The organism is Flagellimonas sp. S3867 (assembly GCF_014698935.1).
GTDB lineage: Bacteria > Bacteroidota > Bacteroidia > Flavobacteriales > Flavobacteriaceae > Flagellimonas.
The window spans coordinates 327,807-348,426 of the sequence record NZ_JACVMN010000003.1 but is presented as its reverse complement, the minus strand read 5'-3'; the positions used below and the strand labels follow the sequence as shown (position 1 = coordinate 348,426).

At 39.6% G+C, this 20,620-nt stretch carries 14 protein-coding genes and 2 tRNA genes; 7 read left to right on the top strand and 9 right to left on the bottom strand.

Annotated features, from left to right (window positions below):
* Positions 1–10: 10 nt before the first annotated feature.
* Genes bla through IAG46_RS14915 form a run of 3 tightly spaced genes read left to right on the top strand, consistent with a single transcriptional unit; the run spans position 11 to position 1,869 of the window.
* Positions 11–742: a subclass B1 metallo-beta-lactamase gene (bla, locus tag IAG46_RS14925; protein WP_190811186.1), complete on the top strand. Its 732-nt coding sequence runs from the start codon at positions 11–13 to the stop codon at positions 740–742.
* Between the two features lie 25 nt (positions 743–767).
* Entirely contained in the window at positions 768–1,004 is a 237-nt protein-coding gene (locus IAG46_RS14920) for a DUF1059 domain-containing protein (protein ID WP_190811185.1), read from the top strand.
* 40 nt (positions 1,005–1,044) lie between these two features.
* The gene (locus tag IAG46_RS14915) at positions 1,045–1,869 is read left to right on the top strand and encodes an endonuclease/exonuclease/phosphatase family protein (protein ID WP_368668188.1); all 825 of its coding nucleotides are present in this window, start codon (positions 1,045–1,047) and stop codon (positions 1,867–1,869) included.
* On the opposite strand, the gene IAG46_RS14910 is transcribed toward IAG46_RS14915, so the two are convergent.
* From IAG46_RS14910 to sppA, 3 genes are read right to left on the bottom strand one after another with little or no spacing between them, the layout of a single operon-like run.
* A complete protein-coding gene (locus IAG46_RS14910) occupies positions 1,866–4,559 on the bottom strand; it encodes an AsmA-like C-terminal region-containing protein (RefSeq protein ID WP_190811184.1) in 2,694 nt (897 codons plus the stop codon). The two genes, IAG46_RS14915 and IAG46_RS14910, sit on opposite strands and share 4 nt — an antisense overlap.
* A 39-nt stretch (positions 4,560–4,598) precedes the next feature.
* On the bottom strand, positions 4,599–5,306 hold the full coding sequence (locus IAG46_RS14905; protein WP_190811183.1) for a queuosine precursor transporter: 708 nt from the start codon (positions 5,304–5,306) through the stop codon (positions 4,599–4,601).
* Between the two features lie 4 nt (positions 5,307–5,310).
* Positions 5,311–7,071 carry a signal peptide peptidase SppA gene (gene sppA, locus IAG46_RS14900; protein ID WP_190811182.1) on the bottom strand — a complete coding sequence of 587 codons (1,761 nt, stop codon included), beginning with the start codon at positions 7,069–7,071 and terminating at the stop codon, positions 5,311–5,313.
* Between the two features lie 69 nt (positions 7,072–7,140).
* Here sppA and folK point away from each other — a divergent pair, with 69 nt between their 5' ends.
* A complete protein-coding gene (gene folK, locus IAG46_RS14895) occupies positions 7,141–8,286 on the top strand; it encodes a 2-amino-4-hydroxy-6-hydroxymethyldihydropteridine diphosphokinase (protein ID WP_190811181.1) in 1,146 nt (381 codons plus the stop codon).
* Positions 8,287–8,391: 105 nt separating this feature from the next.
* On the opposite strand, the gene IAG46_RS14890 is transcribed toward folK, so the two are convergent.
* On the bottom strand, positions 8,392–8,943 hold the full coding sequence (locus IAG46_RS14890; protein WP_190811180.1) for an RNA methyltransferase: 552 nt from the start codon (positions 8,941–8,943) through the stop codon (positions 8,392–8,394).
* Between the two features lie 143 nt (positions 8,944–9,086).
* Here IAG46_RS14890 and mutS point away from each other — a divergent pair, with 143 nt between their 5' ends.
* The 3 genes from mutS (at position 9,087) to IAG46_RS14875 (ending at position 11,945) form a co-directional block, all read left to right on the top strand.
* Complete coding sequence (mutS, locus tag IAG46_RS14885) at positions 9,087–11,669, top strand: DNA mismatch repair protein MutS (RefSeq protein ID WP_190811179.1); 2,583 nt, start codon at positions 9,087–9,089, stop codon at positions 11,667–11,669.
* An 82-nt stretch (positions 11,670–11,751) separates the two neighbouring features.
* Positions 11,752–11,827: transfer RNA gene (locus IAG46_RS14880), tRNA-Gly, on the top strand.
* A gap of 34 nt (positions 11,828–11,861) precedes the next feature.
* Positions 11,862–11,945, top strand: a tRNA-Leu gene (locus tag IAG46_RS14875).
* Positions 11,946–12,171: 226 nt separating this feature from the next.
* On the opposite strand, the gene IAG46_RS14870 is transcribed toward IAG46_RS14875, so the two are convergent.
* The 5 genes from IAG46_RS14870 to IAG46_RS14850 all read right to left on the bottom strand — a co-directional run bounded on the left by IAG46_RS14870 (position 12,172) and on the right by IAG46_RS14850 (position 20,271).
* Complete coding sequence (locus tag IAG46_RS14870; RefSeq protein WP_190811178.1) at positions 12,172–12,510, bottom strand: SdrD B-like domain-containing protein; 339 nt, start codon at positions 12,508–12,510, stop codon at positions 12,172–12,174.
* Between the two features lie 106 nt (positions 12,511–12,616).
* Positions 12,617–14,614, bottom strand: a complete 1,998-nt coding sequence (locus tag IAG46_RS14865) for a SusD/RagB family nutrient-binding outer membrane lipoprotein (RefSeq protein WP_190811177.1) — start codon at positions 14,612–14,614, stop codon at positions 12,617–12,619.
* Positions 14,615–14,625: 11 nt separating this feature from the next.
* The gene (locus tag IAG46_RS14860; RefSeq protein WP_190811176.1) at positions 14,626–18,204 is read right to left on the bottom strand and encodes a SusC/RagA family TonB-linked outer membrane protein; all 3,579 of its coding nucleotides are present in this window, start codon (positions 18,202–18,204) and stop codon (positions 14,626–14,628) included.
* Between the two features lie 185 nt (positions 18,205–18,389).
* Positions 18,390–19,538 carry a FecR domain-containing protein gene (locus IAG46_RS14855; RefSeq protein ID WP_190811175.1) on the bottom strand — a complete coding sequence of 383 codons (1,149 nt, stop codon included), beginning with the start codon at positions 19,536–19,538 and terminating at the stop codon, positions 18,390–18,392.
* 142 nt (positions 19,539–19,680) lie between these two features.
* Positions 19,681–20,271 carry an RNA polymerase sigma-70 factor gene (locus IAG46_RS14850; protein ID WP_190811174.1) on the bottom strand — a complete coding sequence of 197 codons (591 nt, stop codon included), beginning with the start codon at positions 20,269–20,271 and terminating at the stop codon, positions 19,681–19,683.
* Positions 20,272–20,620: the final 349 nt, after the last annotated feature.

Genomic DNA, 20,620 nt, shown 5'->3' with positions numbered 1-20,620 from the left:
AGCTAAGCCAATGAAAAAAATACTTTTCTTATTGATCATTTTGGTCTTGTCCACAGATTGTTTCAGCCAGAACATGCCTTCAATGTATGAATCGGAAACATTGAAGGTCAAACCTCTAAACAGCAATGTTTTTGTACATGTTTCGTATTTACAAACCAATGATTTTGGAAAAGTGGGATGCAATGGTATGGTTTATTTCAATAAAGATCAGGCAATAGTTTTTGATACTCCAACGGATGACAATGCATCCAAAGAGCTTATTGAATGGATTGAAAAACAGCAGAAAAAGAAAATTATCGCCATTGTAGTCACTCATTTTCATGAGGACTGTTGGGGTGGACTTAATCAATTTCACACTAATCACATAAAATCATACGGGAGTCAAAAAACCATTGGTTTACTTAAACAAAAAGGGTTAGAACTTTTGCCGCAACATGATTTCAAAAACAATATTGAAATTGAAGTTGGTTCAGCATCGGTCCTTATAAAACATTTTGGGGCTGGTCATACAGAAGACAATGTAGTTGGTTATGTGCCCATGGAAAAAGCATTATTTGGTGGTTGTCTTTTAAAATCAGTAAAAGCAAGCAAAGGCAATCTGGAAGATGCCAATGTCTCTGAATGGGCCTCGACTGTTCGAAAAATAAAACAGGAATTTCCCGGATTAAACATTGTTATCCCCGGACATGGTAAAGGTGGGGGAATGGAACTTTTGGATTACACCATTCAATTGTTCGAATAATAATTTAAGCAGAAAATCATTCTTTATGAAAACAATGACTTGTAAACAATTAGGCGGTGCATGTGAACAAACGTTCACTGCTGAAACATTTGAAGAAATGGCCGAATTGAGCAAAAATCATGGTATGGAAATGTTTCAAAAACAAGACAGTGCACACTTAAGAGCTATGGAGGAAATGCAATCATTGATGCAATCTCCAGAAGAGATGCAAAAATGGATGCAGGGCAAAAGAGAACTATTTGATTCATTGCCCGACAATTAATGACCCACTTATTCAACAAAAAACAACAAAATAAACATCTGTGAAAAAAGAGCTGATAGTTACCATTCTCCTACTAATGGCATTGGGTATAAATGCCCAAAAATCTATAATGACCTACAATATTCGGTACAACAATCCCGGAGACAAGGAAAATTGGTGGGAAAACCGGAAAGAAGATGTTTCGGTGTTGATACAATTCTATAATCCTGATATTTTAGGTATTCAAGAAGGTTTACATGATCAAGTAAAATATTTGGACGACACGTTGAAAAACTATGCTTTTGTAGGTGTGGGCCGAGATGATGGAAAAGAAAAAGGGGAATATGCTGCGATTTTCTTCAACACAGAGAAGGTCGAATTAATAACAACCAAAACACAATGGCTTTCAGAAACACCTAATATCGTTTCCGTCGGATGGGACGCCTCAATGGAACGTATTGTCACCTATGCGAAGTTCAAGGATAAAAACACCGAAAAAATAATTCATGTTTTTAACTGTCATTATGATCATATAGGAAAACTGGCTCGGGAAAATTCATCCAAACTGGTACTTGATCTTATTAAAAAAATGGGGATTATGAATAAGCGCATCGCCGTAATTGGAGATTTGAACAGTCACCCAGAGGAAATCCCTATTCAAATTTTAACCGCAGCGTTGCCGGATGCTTTTGAAAACAGCCCTACCCCCGTGTATGGCCCTATTGGAACCTTTAATGGTTTCAATCCAAATGAAAAGCTGACTAGGAGAATCGACTATATTCTAACCAAAAACCTAGATGTTCAAAGTTTCCGTACTATTGATGATCGAAGAAAAAATGGGTTGTACCCATCCGACCATTTACCTGTATTGATTACGTTGGATTAGTTGTTGACCGTATCTTTTTTCTTTTTGCCCAAAAGACCGCCTAAAATGGACTTTGCGGTATTTTTTACAGGATCTTCAGACTTTGTAGAATCACCCGTTTGGGTGCTATCTTCCTTTTTTCCTCCCAAAAGAGTGCCTAATGCTTCCTTAACTCCGGTAGACTCCGTTTTCGTAGAATCTGTATCATCTTTAGCAAATACATCAGATAGTAAATCCTTTGCCGTATCCTTACCCTGATTCAATAGTTTTTGCTTTTGAATCTCTACCAATTGCTTTGTTAATTTGGTAACCCCTGAACTTAAATCCGTATTGACCGTAGGGTTGGTGTAATTACCTCCAATATTGGCAACCACAGGAATCGTGATATCCTTCAAACTTTCATCATCCATTTTGGCTATGAGGTTGTTTACATCATTGCCTAAATATTTGGCCGGAACATCCAAGGTAGCTTTGTATTTTAATTGCTTATCGAACGTATGGCTACCGTCTACATTTACCGCTATATCCTTATATTTTAATTCAAATGGTTTTACTTTAACCGAACCATTGTCAAAACTCAGGGCGGTTTTAAGGTCGCTCAAGTCCAAGTCATCGGTATTTAAAAAACTGAGTTTACCGCTCATAACTGAAAGTAAAGGTGCGCTTTCGGCATTTACCTTGGTTGACAACAATTCTGCTAAAACATCGCCCGAAATTGAAGCTAGATTGGGTGTAAAATCTTCCTTCAAGTTACCCGATATTTTGACATCGGAATTTAATTTTCCTTGAAGGGCATTGGCCAAAGGAGCCAACACCTTAAAAAGCTCTAATGAGGAAAAGGATTCTCCAATATTAAAATTGCTCATGCCCAAATCCATATCGAAGGTGGATGTTTCATTTTTTGTGGATACAGCACCGGAGACTCCCAAAGTGCCTCCGAACAAATCGGAGGTTAAATTTTGTACTGTTGCGGTTTCATCCTTAATAATCAATGTTCCCTGTACATTTTTCAGATTGAGGTTATCATAGAGAACAGTTCCTGCGGCAGCATCAATAGTACAATCCAAAAAAGATGGAATCTTGATACGTTCCTCATCTTCCGAATGCATATCATCCGAACCATCCTCAGAACTTGTTCCCTCGACCATAAAATCATTCAGTGCAAAAGTGTTTGACGAAAGCTTAAAATCCCCTTTGATATTTTCATTATTGAACAAGAATCCGAGTAGATTCGTCAAAGTGCCAGAGGCATCAAAATCTGTTTGGCCTGTTTTTCCCTTAAACGAATTCAATGAAACCGTCTCTGGCGTAAATGTCACACCTGCCGAATTAATTGCTACAGGATTCTTCAGTTCCTCGGATGCATATTCAAAGTTGGAAAGCTCCAAATTGCCATTGGTCTTTGTCTTTTGATACTGATTGCTTTCCAGGGAAGCCATATCAAAAGAAGTGGTAACATCGGCTTCTAAAATACCTTTTAAATTATAGTCAGAAGAAACAGGATAAGCTTTGGAAATGTTGCCAAGGTTCATTTTTCCATCCAAATGGGCGTTCACCTTAGTATTGCCCATTAAATTACTGATCTTGGATTTTAGTTCAAACTTATCTTGATCTATGGTGAAAGTGGCCTTTTTAATGTCTACATAGGTATCCTCTGCAATTCCAGTTGTGTTATTGATTTCGGTATCGATGAATACATTTTGTACTGATTTGGGCAGATCCGGATATTTGAAAGAGGCATTTTCGGAGTTTATTTTAATGTTGAACGCAGGTATATGGTCTTCATCGACAATGCCCTTAAATTGTCCGGCCACTTCAAAATTCCCTGTGGTTTGTACATCTTCAATATTCTTAGAATAGGCTTCAGGTATCACTGCCAAAAAGTTTTTGAAATCGGAAGAAGGCGTCTTGAAACTAATATCCACCTCCTGATTTTCGTCATTCACCTTCACAAATCCATCAAAAACCAGCGACAATTGATTTATCATGGCCTTATTTTCCAGAAAGGAATATTTGTTTTGATTCAGGTCAATGCCAATCAAGGCATCTAAGAACAGTTTATTGTTATTCAGATATTTGATGCTGTCCAATTCAAAAGAGACTAGCGCATCTGTCATGGTTTTTAACTCAGATGTTTCCAAAGAAAGGTCACCAGCACCGAAATGGTTCAGTTCGGAAATGGTCAAGTGCATTCCACTAGAGATATCATCATAGGTAATCTGGGAATTGGTGAGCTCATAGGCATCCATGGCCAGGGTAAAATTGGCAGATTCCTCTCCTGAACCGGAATCCGAACCGGATTCATCTGTTTTTGCAATATCATAATTGGCATTTTCTGAAGAATCAACCTTAATGTGGAGCTTTGCTCCATCAACTTTTAGGCTTTTAATGGTAATCGGCTCTTCAGCGGTCTTGAATAGTTCTTTAATAGACATTTTGAGTGCTATCTGGTCAGATGCAAACAAGGTATCACCTTCAAAAGGTGCATGATTTACCAAAGAAAGCCGTTCCAATTCAACATGGGCATTGGGAAAGTTCTTGATCAAGCTTAAACTGGCATTTTCAAAATCCAGAGTTGCATTAATGTTATTGTTGACCTTGTTTTTGATGATTTCCGATATCTTCCCTTCCAGTAATAAGGGTAGGGCAAAAAGTAGTGAAATCAGGACAAGTAGGGTTATGCCAATGATTTTAAAGGCTTTAGTTCTCATAATTTGGGCGTTTATAACGACAAAATAAGAAAGAAGTGCTTAATTAAGGGCTATTTCTTCCCCTAATTTTAGGTTAAATCTTCTTCGTATGAGATATACGAAAAGATAGAGCAAAGGGGTGTCGAGAAGGGCAATAAAAATCTTAAAAACAAATCCGCTGATGACAAGACCATAAAAAAGCTCCCAAGGAATTTCTCCAAAACTGCATAGCAGAAGCACTACGGTAAAGGTGTCAATGAACTGTGAGGAAAAGGTTGAGAAGTTATTTCTAAGCCACAGATATTTTCCTTTGGTGAGCCTTTTCCAGAAGTGATATAACTGAATATCCACAAATTGGGCCAACAAATAGGCCATCATAGAAGCAAAAACGGCAACTATGGTATTGCCAAAAACTGAATCGAACAATGCGTTGGAAACAGGGGACCAATCCGTTGCCGAAGCGGCCGAGGCCGTAGAAACAATCAACAAGGAAAAGAAAGAAGCAAAAATACCTGCCACTACTACTTGATTGGCCTTCTTTTTCCCAAAAATCTCAGAAATAAGGTCCGTTATCAAAAAGGTGATAGGATAGGGTAAAATCCCCACGGAAATCTCAAACAAGGGCGCTCCCAAAATGGTAACATCACCAAAGGGGTGCCAGTAAAAGAATTTTTGAAAAATAAGGTTGGACACCACCAAGGAAGTGATGAACAAAGCTCCTAAATAGAGGTAAATGGAAAACGCAACTTTTTTATCCTTTTGCGTCATCCCGCTATTTAATGTTTAGGCTAAATGGCATTTTGGCCTGGATTCCTTTTTGCTTGGTCAATTGTTTGAATTCTTTCAGTATTTGATAGGCCTCGTTTCCTATTTCTTCTTGAATCAAGGCTTCTCCAATTTTGGCTTTAGCGCCGCCAAAATTTTCCATAAAACGCTCAAAGTCTGATTTGTATTTTGGGTATTTTCGAATACCGTAGGTATCCATTTCGGCCATTTCCGCTGCAGCAGCAATAGCATCTTCCAAACTTCCCAATTCGTCTACCAGACCATTTTCTTTCGCATCTACACCGCTCCAAACTCTTCCTTGGGCAAGTGCATCTACTTCTTCAACGCTCATATTTCTTCCGGCTGCTACACGCTCCAAAAAGGTATTATAGGTGTCTTCTATACCTTCTTGTACCACATCTCGAAATGAATTGCTCATGGGTTCAAACAATGAGTAATCCACAGAATTCTTGTTGGTACCCACCTGTTCTGCATTGATTCCGATATCACCTGCTAATTCGCTTATATTGGGAATAGTTCCAAAAACGCCTATGGATCCCGTAATTGTTGTTGGCTCTGCATAAATTTTGTCTCCTCCTACCCCAATGTAATATCCACCGGAAGCGGCAACGTTTCCAAAGGAAACAACCACAGGTTTTTCTTTTTTGGCCAATTCTACCTCACGCCAAATAATATCTGAAACCAGGGCACTGCCTCCAGGAGAGTCAATTCGAAGTACAATGGCTTTTACGCGGTTATTTTTCGCTGCTTTTTGAAGTGCACTTGACATTAAACCCTGTCCGATAAACTCTTTGGAGCCTTCTCCATAGTATATTTCACCTTGGGCATAGATTACAGCGACTTTGTCCTTGCCCGTGTGAAATCTGGTTCCGCTAGCAATTGGAATATAATCTTGAAAACTAACATAGTTAAGGTCGTCATTTTGGTCAATTCCAATGCTTTCCTTCATTAAGTTTTCATATTCATCAAAATATAGATTCCCGTCAACCAAACCAGAAGCAACCGCAAACTCAGGGGTTCGTCCTCCGAGGGTATCGGCTACCACGTTAAGTCGGTCCGTGCTCATACCTCGAGAAGTACCAATCTCGCCCAGCATTTCATCCCATAAAGACGTTATCAGTTCCTGAATCTGCTCTCGATTTTCAGGACTCATTGTATTGGAAAGATATGGCTCGACTGCACTTTTATATTTTCCATGACGAATCACTTCCATTTTAACCCCCGTCTTTTCTTGCAAATCCTTAAAATACAATACTTCAGTGGAAAGTCCTTTAAAATCCATCCCTCCCACCGGGTTCAAATATATTTCATCCGCAACGCTGGCCAAATAATAATCCTTTTGTGTAAAATAATCGGAATGGGCATAAATGAATTTTCCGGTATCCTTAAAATCTTTTAGTGCTTTACGTATTTCCTGCACTTGGGCAAGACCAGCTTGCACAAAACTGGTGGTAAGGCTGATTCCTCTTATATTTTCATCGTCTCCCGCCACTTTTATGGTGTGCACTATCTCATCCAGACCGGCCTCATCATCCCAAAATCCAGCAAAAGGGTCGGTTTCATCCTTGCCTAAATAATCCCGGATAGGTTCGGTAAAACTTATTTCCAAAATGGAGTTTTTCTTTACCACAACACCATCATCTGCGCTGCTCACCAATGCCAGAAATATCATGAACATGCCAAACAGCAAACCAAACGCCACCAAACATCCTAAAATTGAGGCTAAAAGATTTCTCAAAAAATTCATTAAAATAATTTTATTCTTGGTCAAATATAACCATTGTTATATTGTTTTGTTTACTTTGTTTTTCTGATTATGGGTCGAAAACAACAGGTATATCTTTCTTTGGGAAGCAACATGGGCAATCGCTTTCTTACACTACAAAATGCCCTGTTCAGTATTCAGGAAAAAGCTGGAGAGATTCTGAAGGTTTCTGCTGTATATGAAAACCCCGCGATTGGTTTTGAAGGAGGCGACTTTTTAAATGCTTGTGTGGCCATTGAAACAGAGCTGTCCGCTTTGGATTTACTTGAAACGCTACTACAGATAGAAAGGGATTTTGGTCGGGAAAGAAGTGAGCACGAAGGATACCGGTCTAGAATATTGGACATTGATATCATTCTATATGGAAATGAAATAATCAATACGGCAGCGTTGACCGTTCCGCATCCCAGTATGGCAAATCGGAACTTTGTCTTGAGGCCTTTGGCCGATATCGCTCCTCAGTATTACCATCCTGTTTTAAATAAGGATATCCGAAATCTGTTGCAACAGTGTAAAGATCGAAGCGAATTAAAAAAAACAAAACATCGGCTTGTTAAAAGTAGGTTAGAGCTTTTTTCCCAGCTTCAGTTCATAGCCATTGAAGGCAATATTGGTGCAGGTAAAACCACACTATCAAAAATGATTGCTGCTGACTTCAATGCAAAATTGGTCTTGGAGCGTTTTGCCGACAATCCATTTTTACCCAAATTCTACGAAGATCAATCCCGCTATTCGTTTCCACTCGAAATGTCTTTTTTAGCTGATAGATACCAGCAGTTTACCGACGATACCACCCAATTTGATCTTTTTAAAAACTTTATGATCAGTGACTATGATATTTTTAAGTCATTGATCTTTGCAAAAATCACTTTGCAGCAAGAGGAGTTCAACTTGTATAAAAAAGTGTTCAACTTCATGTACAAAGAGGTCAAAAAACCTGAAATCTATCTATATCTCTATCAAAATACAGCGAGTTTGCTGGATAATATCAAAAAAAGAGGACGTGATTATGAGCAAAATATAAGTCCCAACTATTTGGAGCAGATAAACAGAGGGTATTTGGACTTTATTAAAGGCCATCCCAACCAAAATAGCCTGATTTTAGATATCAGTGAACTCGATTTTGTTAGCAATATTAACGATTACAACACCATTTTAACGGCGCTTTCCGACCAGATCCTTTTATCAAAGATTTAAGAGAATTTTCTGAAAAAGTTTGGATATAACGAATGGTTTTATTTTATTAGCCTTCTCTTTATAGAGGAACTAACTAACTCAAACTATATGTTTAGCCCTGATTTTTCAGGGCTTTTTTGTTTTTAGGGCATTTATTTTCGACCAAATATCCCAAACAACAACCCCAGCACTTACCGATATATTCAATGAATGTTTTGTACCAAATTGTGGAATCTCCAAGACGATATCACAAGCTGAGACCACCTCTTGTGAAACACCTTTTACCTCATTACCAAAAACAAACGCCATTATCTGATCGGAAACTATATCAAAATCATGAAGCATTATGGCGTCTTCCGCCTGTTCAATAGCTATCACTTTGGCGTTATCGGCTTGAAGCTCTTTTACCAGCTCAAGGGTGCTTTGTTTATATTCCCAATCCACACTTTCAGTGGCGCCAAGAGCTGTTCTTCTAATGTCTTTGTGTGGCGGGCTTGCTGTTATTCCACACAAATAAATTTTTTTGATCAGGAATGCATCCGCGGTGCGAAATACCGATCCAATGTTATTCAGACTTCGGATATTGTCCAAAATCAATATAATGGGATTCTTCTCCACATTCTTAAATCCCTCAACATCCAACCTAGCGAGTTCGCTATTTTCAAGTTTACGCTTCATTTTTTCAACATCAAAGTGAAATATATCAACAAAAATTTTTGGACTATTAGGAAAACGGTACATTCGTTTCTACCCGGTTCAAAAATAACGGAAAATCCATCGCTTTGGCAGCTTCTTCAAAAACAAAGAAAATAACTCCTTTAATGCAGCAGTACAATGCCATCAAGGTAAAGCACCCTGATGCATTGTTACTTTTTCGTGTAGGGGACTTTTATGAAACCTTTGGTGAGGATGCCATTAAGGCCAGTAAAATTCTGGGAATCATCTTAACCTATAGAAATAATGGTGGAGATAAAACGGAATTGGCCGGTTTTCCCCATCACTCAGTTAACACCTATTTACCTAAACTGGTCAAAGCAGGTCAACGTGTGGCCATCTGCGACCAGTTGGAAGACCCAAAACTCACCAAAAGCATTGTAAAAAGAGGGGTTACGGAGTTGGTTACGCCCGGGGTAGCGCTCAACGATGACATTTTATCTTCCAAAAGCAACAATTTTTTATGTGCGGTCCATTTTGGGCGCAATAGATTGGGGGTCGCGTTTTTGGACATCTCAACAGGAGAATTTTTAACTGCAGAGGGCTCAGTTGAGCAGGTAGATAAATTGCTGCAAAACTTTTCCCCGAACGAGGTTTTGGTCTCAAAAACGCATAAAAAGGAGTTTTCTGATCAGTTTGGGACACAGTTTCACACTTTTTTTCTTGAGGATTGGATTTTCCAAGAAGATTATGCGCACGAGAGTCTCACCAATCATTTTAAGACCAATAATCTTAAAGGTTTTGGCATAGATCATTTGGGAAATGGGATAATTTCATCAGGTGCGGTATTGCATTACCTGTCCGAAACGCAACATCGGCAGTTGCAGCACATTAACAAAATTCAACGAATCGCTGAAGAGGAATATGTTTGGATGGATCGTTTTACTATCCGAAACCTCGAATTATACCATTCCCATAATCTCAATGCGGTCACTTTGTTGGATATCATTGACAAAACGATATCTCCCATGGGAGGTCGACTTTTAAAGCGATGGTTGGCACTTCCCCTAAAGAATATCGAAAAAATACAACAACGGCATCAGGTAGTATCTTATTTAAAGTCAGCCGAGGCACAACTTGAAAAAACACAGCATTGGATCAAACAAATGGGCGACCTTGAACGTTTGATCTCGAAACTTGCTACAGGAAAAATAAATCCGAAAGAAGTCATCCAATTAAAGAATTCACTGGAGGCTGTTGGACCAGTGAAACAATTGGCCACTGAAAGTTCAAATACTTCACTTCAACGTATTGGTGAGGAATTGGATGATTGCGAAGCCCTTCGCAATAAGGTGAAGGAAATGCTGAACGAAGAAGCCCCCATCAATCTGCAAAAAGGAAATACCATTGCGGTAGGATATTCGGAAGAATTGGATGAATTACGAGACCTAGCATTCTCGAGCAAAGACTATCTGGACAAAATGTTGAAGCGGGAAACGGAACTCACCGGAATTACATCTCTTAAAATAGCCTCCAACAATGTTTTTGGCTATTATATCGAAGTACGAAATACGCATAAGGATAAGGTCCCTGAAACTTGGATTCGAAAGCAAACCTTGGTCAATGCTGAGCGGTACATCACGGAAGAACTCAAAGAATACGAAGCTAAAATATTGGGTGCCGAAGAACGCATTTTGCAGTTGGAGCAGCAATTGTTCGAACAGCTTTTGGTATGGTTGCAGGAATATATTGTTCCGGTGCAAAAAAATGCGCAATTGATTGCGCAACTGGATTGTCTTTCTGGATTTGCCCAGTTGTCCAATGAGTACAATTACACCTTGCCCATCATGGATGAATCAACCCAACTGGAAATTAAAGATGGGCGCCATCCGGTCATTGAAAAACAATTGCCCTTGGGTGAAAGTTACATTACCAATGATGTGGTCCTAAATCGTGATGAACAACAAATCATCATGATTACAGGTCCTAATATGAGTGGTAAATCGGCCATACTTCGGCAAACCGCCCTAATTGTCCTTTTGGCCCAAATGGGAAGTTTTGTCCCGGCTTCGGAAGCCACTATTGGGGTTGTAGACAAAATATTTACCCGTGTTGGCGCGAGTGATAATATTTCTATGGGGGAATCTACCTTTATGGTAGAAATGAACGAAACTGCTTCGATACTCAATAATCTTTCGGAACGTAGTTTGGTTTTATTGGATGAAATAGGCCGAGGAACCAGCACCTATGATGGTATTTCCATTGCTTGGGCCATATCGGAATACCTGCATGAACATCCGTCCAGAGCAAAGACACTTTTTGCCACGCATTATCACGAACTCAATGAAATGACCAACACCTTTGAACGCATCAAAAACTACAATGTTTCGGTCAAAGAATTGAAGGACAACGTACTTTTCCTGCGTAAATTGGTTCCAGGTGGTAGCGAACATAGTTTTGGAATTCATGTGGCTAAAATGGCCGGAATGCCCCAACAGGTGATTCAAAAAGCCAATAAAATCTTGAAAAAGCTCGAAAAATCCCATTCCAGTGAAGAGATTTCGGATAAACTACAGGCATCACAGCAAGAAATGCAATTAAGCTTTTTTAACTTGGACGATCCTTTGTTAGAAGAAATCAAGGAGGAAATTCTGCATTTGGACATTGATACCCTCACCCCTGTAGAGGCATTAATGAAGCTTAACGAGATCAAACGTTTGCTGGGTAAAAAGAAAAAGGCCTCCTCTTAAAATATTTCTTTCTTTTTTGCGGAAATGTTTTAAATTTGCATCCGCATCGGCAGTAACTGGTGCTGCAGATGTTCTTTAAAATGCGAAAGTAGCTCAGTTGGTAGAGCATCACCTTGCCAAGGTGGAGGTCGCGGGTTCGAATCCCGTTTTTCGCTCCAAACGCTGCTTGCAGCGTTTTTTTATTTAAGTCCTGCTCGAGTGGTGGAATTGGTAGACACGCCGGACTTAAAATCCTGTGGGCATTTGCCCGTGCGGGTTCAAGTCCCGCCTCGAGTACGAATTAGCCGAGATTTATATCTCGGCTTTTTTGTTGCCCTACCCCAAACAAAAAGCTGAAAATCTTCAATGCTTTTCTTAGCGATTAGCTTCTTAGTTCTGTTTCTACTTTTAAAAAAAGAAAGCCGACCATAAATGGTCGGCAATCCAACTAACATAACTCAAACAATATTCGATGTAATTCTTTGTTCAAAAAACTTTGAGTTTTATGAACAAAATCAAATAGTTACTTCTGGTTTAAGGTGAGTACAACTTCCTTGGCAACTTCCCCTCCTACATACACAATTTGAGGAGTATTACCTGTATCCCAAACAACATCACCAACAGTAATGGTAGCACCGACATAATAATTGGCCGCATCTAAGCTTGTAAAGGTAAAATTACCTTCTGCATCCGTGGTTGTTTGTAGGAGCAAGGCCGTATTCTCAGAATATAACTTTACGGTAATACCTGATAGTATGTTGCCGTCATCTCCACTTGCGTTTCCGAATATAGATCCTTCATCATCTTTGGTACAAGAAACCACCAAAACCAACGTCAGGATAACATAAAAAATTCTTTTCATTTGTTTATTATATTTTTGACCGCAGTAAGAACCCAAAATTTTATTTACAATACCCATCGTTTTAAGCATTTTGGCTCCATGATATCTATTCGGTCATGTTTAGACTTTATTCAAGTGTATTTCTCCATTTAGTATCGCGTCCGGTAAACCAAACTGGGATATTGGGATCGTCAGTTTGGCTAATGATCGCCCAAGCCGCTGGATCTGTTGCTTGAATACTAGGATTGTACAAAAAGCGCTCCTTCCATTGAAATATTTCATAAGGTGATCCGGGATTGTCTCCTAAATATTTTATCAAACGTCTGGCAGATGTCCATGGCACCTCAAAATTAAATAAGCCATAGTGCAGCTGCAATTGATTGAAAATGGCTTGAACCTTCTCCTCATCTGTCATGGTGTCGAACTGCTGGGCGGCATATTCAGCGAAGGCAGTAGCATTATATTCCTTTGTAGGTCTATCCCTTTCAATTCTGGATGGATCCATGTTGCTTGGGAATGAAGGCACCGTTTGCTGACTATATGAGTTGTCGTTATTAATGTCATACCAATAATCACAGGATAATTTAATGGCATTTGCGTAATGTTCACGGGCCGATCCGACATTGCCAAAGCCACGTACTGCGGCCTCAGCCAAGGAAAGCTCGGTTTCCACAGCATGCAAGGTGGGATACCTGATGTCAAAATTATACAAAGGGCGCACGTTGAATTCTGCAATCATGTTATTGTCAGTACCAATTTGAAAATTAGTATCACTAGAACTTGTAAGGTAGCCACGGAAAGCATCTAATAAGAAAGCCTCGCGACCTACCAAGGTCCCCTCCAAGTCTGCACTAAGCGCAATAGTTTGTTCATCCCCATCTTCAGAACCAAAAGAAACTTCAGTAACACTTACATCCGTCATAATGGGATCGTTAATATAATAGGTTCGAATTATTTTATTCAAATAACTATTGGGGTCGCTACCATTATCCCAGCTGGTTTTGGCACCGATGTACCGTCCTAATATATCCGAAGAGAAAACGTATTTGATTCTTGGGTCCACCGTTCCATTCTCAAGTCCCTCAGCAGCATTATCACCACTAAAATAGTATAAGGTTTCTCCTTCCACTACCACACTTTCTTCCGTTGGGATGCAAAACATGGTATCTTCCAAATAACGTTTTGGAGCACGACTTTCATCTGCTCTTTCCCGGAAAGCCCGTGTTATTCCCAATTCACGTTGCAAGCGGGCGGGATCAACAATAGCAATATCCGCTAATCCAGCTACATCGTTGGCTTCATCGAAAAGTGGTTTTCCTGTCAATTCATTGATAGTTGCCGTGGTAAGGTCCGGAAGTCGTTCGCTAACGGTCATGGCCCATCGTAGCCGCAAAGAGTTTATATACTTCCTCCATTGCAAGATGTTACCATTAAAAATAACATCTTGATTTTGAAAAACACTCTGCTCGCTAGAATCCAATTCCAAATTGGCCAAATATTCCTCAATCTCACCCAGTTCAGCAATAATAATGGGGTATACTTCCTCTTGACCTAACCATTCAGCTCTATCCCCGTCCAAGGCTCCGGCAGACCCGGTCTGAAAATATGGTACGTTCTCATATCCGTCAATTCCGCGTTGGTAGGCATATCCTTTCAAGGCATGCAGTAATCGCATAAAAAGCACATCCAACTTGGTACGATCTGCTTCAGCAATGTTATTGAACTCCTTTTGGGCCCAAAGGATACCCTTTACCCAATTGCTGTTCAATTGATTAAAAACTGATCGGTTAAACCCATTGGACCCCCAATCGTTTTCAACATCACGTAAGGTGTAAGGAACCCCAAATGCTTCAGGTGCTGTAAAATATAACTGCACCCCAGTTCCCATTACACGGGATCCGCTTCGCAACTGATGATATTGGGCACCGTAATCGCCCCTTAAATAAAATCCTTGGGTCAACTGGGAGGTAAAGTATCCGGCGATAATACTAACGCCGGCTTCGTCTGCCTGGGTTTTGGAAAAACCGTCTGGATCTTGGTACAATTCCTCTAGCTGATCCTGACAACTATAGGATGTGGCCAAAACCAGAACACATAAAGTCAATTTAGTTAATACATTTTTCATAATTCGCAATTTTATAGTTTAACTCTTAACGATAATCCTAAAGATCTCTGTAGCGGTAATGCCGTAGTGGAAAAAGCGCCAGCCGACCAACCAGTTCCATTGCTAGCTTCGGGAATGGAGTTTGGTGCAGCTTTATAGAGATAAACGACATTATTGGCAAAAACAGAGATTACGGCTTCCGATAACCCCATTTTATCTGCAATAACGGGAAGTCTATAATCCAATGACACATTACGTAGCGCTATATAATCACTTTTAAAAATTCGATCTTCAGGAAAGAAACCATTGGAAAAGTAAGATGACCCATAATAATCCTCGGCAGATACAACCTGGGTATTTGGTGTACCATCGCTACGCACACCATTCAATATAACTCCGTCATTAAAAGTTGCCCCAGCTCCAGGGTTTGTTCCTGCTACTCTGGTACCTTCATCATTTATATAATAGGCTTGACCTCCATTAGCAGCATCCCTAAAGGGCAAACTTTCTCTCAAGACTCCTGCGGCCAACATATAAGTCTCAGCTTCACTTACAAAAGTAGCGCCAAAGGAATAATCTATATTGGCCACTAAAGTGAAGTTCTTATAGCTAAATCTATTGAACGCACCACCTGTAACATCAGGAAGCAATTTTCCTACCTTTCTGTTACTGCTCCTGTTATATGCATAGCGAGCTCCACCATTTTCAACAATGCGTGCCCCGTTATTGGGATCATTGTCATCAGATGGGTTTATGTAATTCCGGAATCCTTGTTGTTGGATGATAGTCCCGTACTCTCCCCCAACTTCAGCAACATAGTTAAGGCCGTTTCTCTCGAACAACAATTGGGAAGTAAGATCATCCGTTAGACCGTTTACCTTGGTCTGGGCCGAAGCAAAGGTCATATCCAACCCCCATTGGAAATTCTTGTTGAATATTGGCTTGGTCCTAAGTCCCAATTCCCATCCGGTGTTCTGTACATCAGCTGCATTTACCCTAATTGTGTTTACCCCAAGTCCTGGTGGAGCGGTAATGGCCATGATCTGATCATAGGTATTTGCCCTGTATATGGAAAAGTCAATGCCTATTCTTTGGTTTTCAAACAAGAAGGCCTCGAGACCTGCTTCAAACTCACGTTTTCGTTCCGGTTTCAGGTTTTGTACAAACTGGGCATCGATCGGAGGCAAGGAATTGGGAGGGCTTAGAATAAATCCATTCCCGGATTGTGATACATCAAGGTTTACATTACCAAAGTACAATGGCCCTGGTCTTCCTACATCTGCCCAAGAAGTCCTAAGTTTAAGAAATTTAACAAAAGAAGGAAGATTCAAGGAGTTGGAAGCGATCCAAGTAGTACTTACACCAGGGTAAAAGTAACTGTTGTTATTCGGAGGCAGGATGGAAGACCAGTCCTGACGAGCCTGCGCCTCGACAAAAATTTGATCCTTCCAATCCACTTGAACAGATCCTAAAACTCCATAAAGTACATCCCGCCCGTTATCGTTAATGTAGTTGGGCTGTTGGCCAGAAGGTAAATTACTGAAGGAGAAGAAGTTAGGTATTACAAATCCACCAATACGCTCAGCTCCTTTAGTCTGAAAGCGATTATCCCTATGTATGGCACCTACAAGACCAGAAATACCCCAATCATTGAAGCGCTTATTAAAATTAAGTGTTCCTTGAATGTAGGATCTTCTAATTTCACGATTTTGATCCCTGAACACTGAGCCACTATTTGGTCCTATTAAACTGGGGTCTTGCAGCTTACCCCTATATATACTTCTTTCATCAGTATTATCTATCCCAGCAAGGATTTGTGCGCTGAAGACTTTACTCAAGGTTACATCCAAGGTTAGGGACTGTATACCATGAATACGTCTAAATTCACTTTCGTTCTGGGTCCAATCCCAAAGCGAGTTTACCACGGTCCGTCTCCCTGTGGAGATAAATTCCCTTTGCTGATCTTCGCCTTGAAAAAAGTTAAACCCATTTTCAGTTACCAAAAATCTGCGTAACAGATCAACATCAACATCTCGGGTATATCCTCCCAAACCAGAAGTGGAACCTTGTGAGTCCGCAGACCCCTCAAAAGAAGCATTTAAATTATCGGTCACAAAATAGTTCCCTACATATTTAAGCGAAATAGCATCATTTAGTTTATACGAAGCGTTTATGCTAAAGGTGTTTCGGTCGTAATCTCCACCTCGGGTAATGGGTTTGTAATCCATATTGGTGTATGCAAAACGTACGGACCCCTTTTCTCCACCTGAACTTACAGCAACATTAAGAAGTCTTTGACTACCTGTTCTGAAAAGTTGGTCAAAAACATCCTTTCTTGTGGGTTGCCAAGGACGTAGAGAACCATCCCACCAGCGAAGCTGTACACTGGGGTCATATCTGGGACCGAAACCGGGGCCGCTAACATCAAGCGCCCTTTCGCCCGCCTCATTGATATAAAAGCCTTGGTCGTCGTTTGCATCTATACTGGCACTACGACCTGTTCCATACTGATTTTGAAGCACTGGTGTAAACGCACTTTGTTCAATCGTTGTGGTCATAGAAGCGCTAATACCAAGCCCTCTACTTTTGGAGCCTGACTTTGTGGTAATCAATATTACCCCATTGGCCCCTTCACTACCATAAAGAACTGAAGCTTTTGCCCCTTTAAGGATTTCCATGGAAGCAATGTCCTCGGCATTAATATCATTAATTCCCGTTCCATTATCCCTTCCTGTTCTTGCATTTGACGTAATCCCGGTATCTTGATCATAAATTGGGATACCGTCCACAACAATCAAAGGCCTCGTGGTAGAGTTCTGGTCAAAGGATACCGCATTACGAATATTGATCTTAAAGCCTCCGGTGGGTCCACTAGCCGTACCAGCAACCTGTACCCCAGAAGCGGTTCCATAAAGTGATTGTAAAGCATTAACGGGAGATCCACTGGCAAGGACCCGATCTGAGTCTACCTTGGAAACTGCGTAACCCAATGCTTTAGCATCTTTTCTAATACCCAATGCAGTTACTACCACTTCATCAAGTTCGCTTGCGTCTTCCATCATAGTCACATTGATCGCGTTCTGATTCTCCACAGGAACTTCCACAGTTACAAAACCTATATAGGAAAACACCAAGACGGCAGAATCACTGGACACATTAATGGTATAATTACCATCAAAGTCAGTAGATGTTCCATTTCCTGTTCCTTTTTGCACCACATTTACCCCAGGTAAAGGTTGCCCAGTAACATCAACGGTGGTCCCTGAAATAGTTCTTTGCACACTGCCCACGTCTTCATTTGACTGCTGTGACTGGTTCTTTTTTAGTACTATCTGTCTGCCCAATATGGAGTAAACCACATCCCCACTGTTGAATATTCTATTAAGAATGGACTTAATCTTTTGGTTTTTAACTTTGATAGTAACAATTCTCCCCAAGTTAATTTCTTGGGTATCTGCCAAGAACTTAAAATCCGTATTGCGCTCTATCTCATCGAGCACTTGTTCAACACTGACCTGATTCAGGTCAAGTGTGATTTTCGTTGTTTGAGAGTATGTGCTGGCCTGAATTCTGAACAACGAAACAATCAAGAAAATTGTAGTGAGTTTCATTTTTAAGTCAAATTTCGGGATGCCGCATATTAGCACACCTGAATTAGTTGTTTTTTTCATACTTTTAATAGCGTTATTGTGGTTGTACATTAGTTAGAATCACGTTAAGCTATCGGGGGATGTTGCCGCATCCTCCGATTTTGTGATTAATAGGTTCATTAGTTTGCTTTCATACAAGCTGGTTTTTAGTTAATAATAATTTGGTTGTCGGTTATAGTGTAGTCTATATTGTAATTTTCCCTAAAAGCCTCCATAACTTGATGAATAGTCTCTATATCGAAAGAGGCGTTATAAAATTTTTCGTCTAAAGACTCATTGTTATTGGTTATCGTTACGTTGTAGCGCCTTTCCAATTTTTTTCTGATATTTTTAAAAGGAATGTTCTTAAAAATTATTCTTCCGTTAATCCACGAAGTGTAAATATTGGTATCCACTTCCTTAATCGTCATTTCACCCAATTCCTTGTCCCATGACGCCTTTTGGCTAGGAGTAATAACAAAGGAATTTTCAGCATGCTCCGAATCCGTATTAAACAATTGTACTGATCCTTCCACCAAAACAGTATGGATATCTTCGTCTTCTGGATAAGAGGATACATTGAACTTTGTGCCCAACACTTTTATCTGAATGTTGTTGGCATTGACCAAAAAGGGATGGTTTTCATCCTTGGTAACATCAAAATAGGCTTCACCCCATACTTCAACCTCCCTTGAGGCGCCTTCAATAAATTGAATTGGATATTTAATAGTACTGCCTGCATTGAGCTTTACCATTGTTCCATCTGACAGTACCAAATCAAACTTTTTGCCTAAGGGCACTGTCAATTCATTATAGACCAGTTCTTTGGTTAATGTAGTTTTTGGCTCGTAAGCTATGGTGTTACCCGTTTGGAAACCTACAACGTTTCCTTTAGAATCGGTTATCTTTTTTTGATCGTTCTCTGAAATCACATCGACATTTCCATTGTCCAGTTTTAGCATAATCGAATTTGAAGTTTCAACATCAGATATTGCTGGAAGGGAAGATTCTTTTTCATTAAAGTATACATACAGAACTCCAAATAAGATTGCAATACTGGCTGCATATTTCAAAAACCTATTGGACCTAATCAGTTTTAGCTTGTTTTTATGAGATGCTTTCGATTCGATATTTTGCGAAATTCGTCCCAACATCTTTTCCTTAAGTTCTTGTGGATCTCCCAATTCTATGGGCCACCCATCAAGTTCACTGTTCTGAAAGCTATTGAAATAGTTTAACAGCAACTTTTCTTCTTCCTCAGTTGTAACTCCTTTGAGGTATCTATCCAATAAGGTCAAAAATTTCTTTTTATCCATATAAATGCTATTGGCCAAATCATGGCCTTTTATATATAGTGTTGATAATTTTGGGTATCCCCTACTTAAATATTTTTTTTTTGAATTTTTATTTGCCAAAGTTGAAACATCAACTAAAGCAAGGAGGGTGATTGAAGAAAAATCAATTTAGATACCACAAAATAAAGAGAAGTGCACTCCCAACAGAATTTCTAAGTATTTTAAGTGCTTTGGTCATGTGGTTTTCCACAGTTTTCGTAGAGATGTCAAGTCGGCTGGAAATTTCGGCATGGGTCAAATGCTCATTTCTGCTCAGTTTATATACTTCCCTACATTTCTTTGGTAAATGCTCGACCGAAGAATTAATTCTTCCAACAAGCTCGTGGTACAAAAATTCCGATTCAGGGCATCTATAATGTATTCTTTGTTCAAGATTTTCGTAAAGCTCCGCTCTAGGGTTTTTTTCTCTTTTTCTAATTTGAGCAAAAACCTGATAGCGTACACAGGAGAAAAAGTAACTTTTGAACGTGGTTTTTATAGTAATTTTTTGCCTTCTATTCCAAAAATCCAGAAATAGCTCTTGCACTACGTCTTCACAGAGTTTTTTATCCTTTAGCACGTTGTATGAGGCCAAAAACGCAGCATCCCAATATCTATCATAAAGTTCCGTCAAGGCATCTGCATCGTTCTTTTTTAAACGATCCAACAAGGCCTCATCGGTATGAAGAATAGTTGTTTTTTTTTGGTTTATCATTAGAATATCATACTTGATTTATACCAAGCAAAAAAATCCACACAACCAATAACTAAAAAAACGAAGTACAAACATTCCAGTTTTTTAGCAAATTCCAATACTTTTTTTGCAATTGAAGTTCATTTTAATAAAAAACGGTAAAAAATTACATTATTTCCATTATTTTCCAGATAACAACGATTAAAACAAAGAATCAATTCCGCAAATGACCAGTGAGCATTACAAAATCAATATTTAATCTGTTTTGATGCGAGGATTTTAAAGGGGTTTTAACCCTATAGATTTAGATTCTTATTAAACCATGCACAACTACTATTGGAAGGGTTGTACCAAATGGATTTATAGGCAT

Bases quoted from the DNA above. Each gene is read 5' to 3' on its own strand.
- bla (WP_190811186.1), top strand. From the start codon at position 11: ATGAAAAAAATACTTTTCTTATTGATCATTTTGGTCTTGTCCACAGAT.
- IAG46_RS14920 (WP_190811185.1), top strand. From the start codon at position 768: ATGAAAACAATGACTTGTAAACAATTAGGCGGTGCATGTGAACAAACG.
- IAG46_RS14910 (WP_190811184.1), bottom strand. From the start codon at position 4,559: ATGAGAACTAAAGCCTTTAAAATCATTGGCATAACCCTACTTGTCCTG.
- IAG46_RS14905 (WP_190811183.1), bottom strand. From the start codon at position 5,306: ATGACGCAAAAGGATAAAAAAGTTGCGTTTTCCATTTACCTCTATTTA.
- sppA (WP_190811182.1), bottom strand. From the start codon at position 7,071: ATGAATTTTTTGAGAAATCTTTTAGCCTCAATTTTAGGATGTTTGGTG.
- folK (WP_190811181.1), top strand. From the start codon at position 7,141: ATGGGTCGAAAACAACAGGTATATCTTTCTTTGGGAAGCAACATGGGC.
- IAG46_RS14890 (WP_190811180.1), bottom strand. From the start codon at position 8,943: ATGAAGCGTAAACTTGAAAATAGCGAACTCGCTAGGTTGGATGTTGAG.
- mutS (WP_190811179.1), top strand. From the start codon at position 9,087: ATGCAGCAGTACAATGCCATCAAGGTAAAGCACCCTGATGCATTGTTA.
- IAG46_RS14870 (WP_190811178.1), bottom strand. From the start codon at position 12,510: ATGAAAAGAATTTTTTATGTTATCCTGACGTTGGTTTTGGTGGTTTCT.
- IAG46_RS14865 (WP_190811177.1), bottom strand. From the start codon at position 14,614: ATGAAAAATGTATTAACTAAATTGACTTTATGTGTTCTGGTTTTGGCC.
- IAG46_RS14860 (WP_190811176.1), bottom strand. From the start codon at position 18,204: ATGAAACTCACTACAATTTTCTTGATTGTTTCGTTGTTCAGAATTCAG.
- IAG46_RS14855 (WP_190811175.1), bottom strand. From the start codon at position 19,538: ATGGATAAAAAGAAATTTTTGACCTTATTGGATAGATACCTCAAAGGA.
- IAG46_RS14850 (WP_190811174.1), bottom strand. From the start codon at position 20,271: ATGATAAACCAAAAAAAAACAACTATTCTTCATACCGATGAGGCCTTG.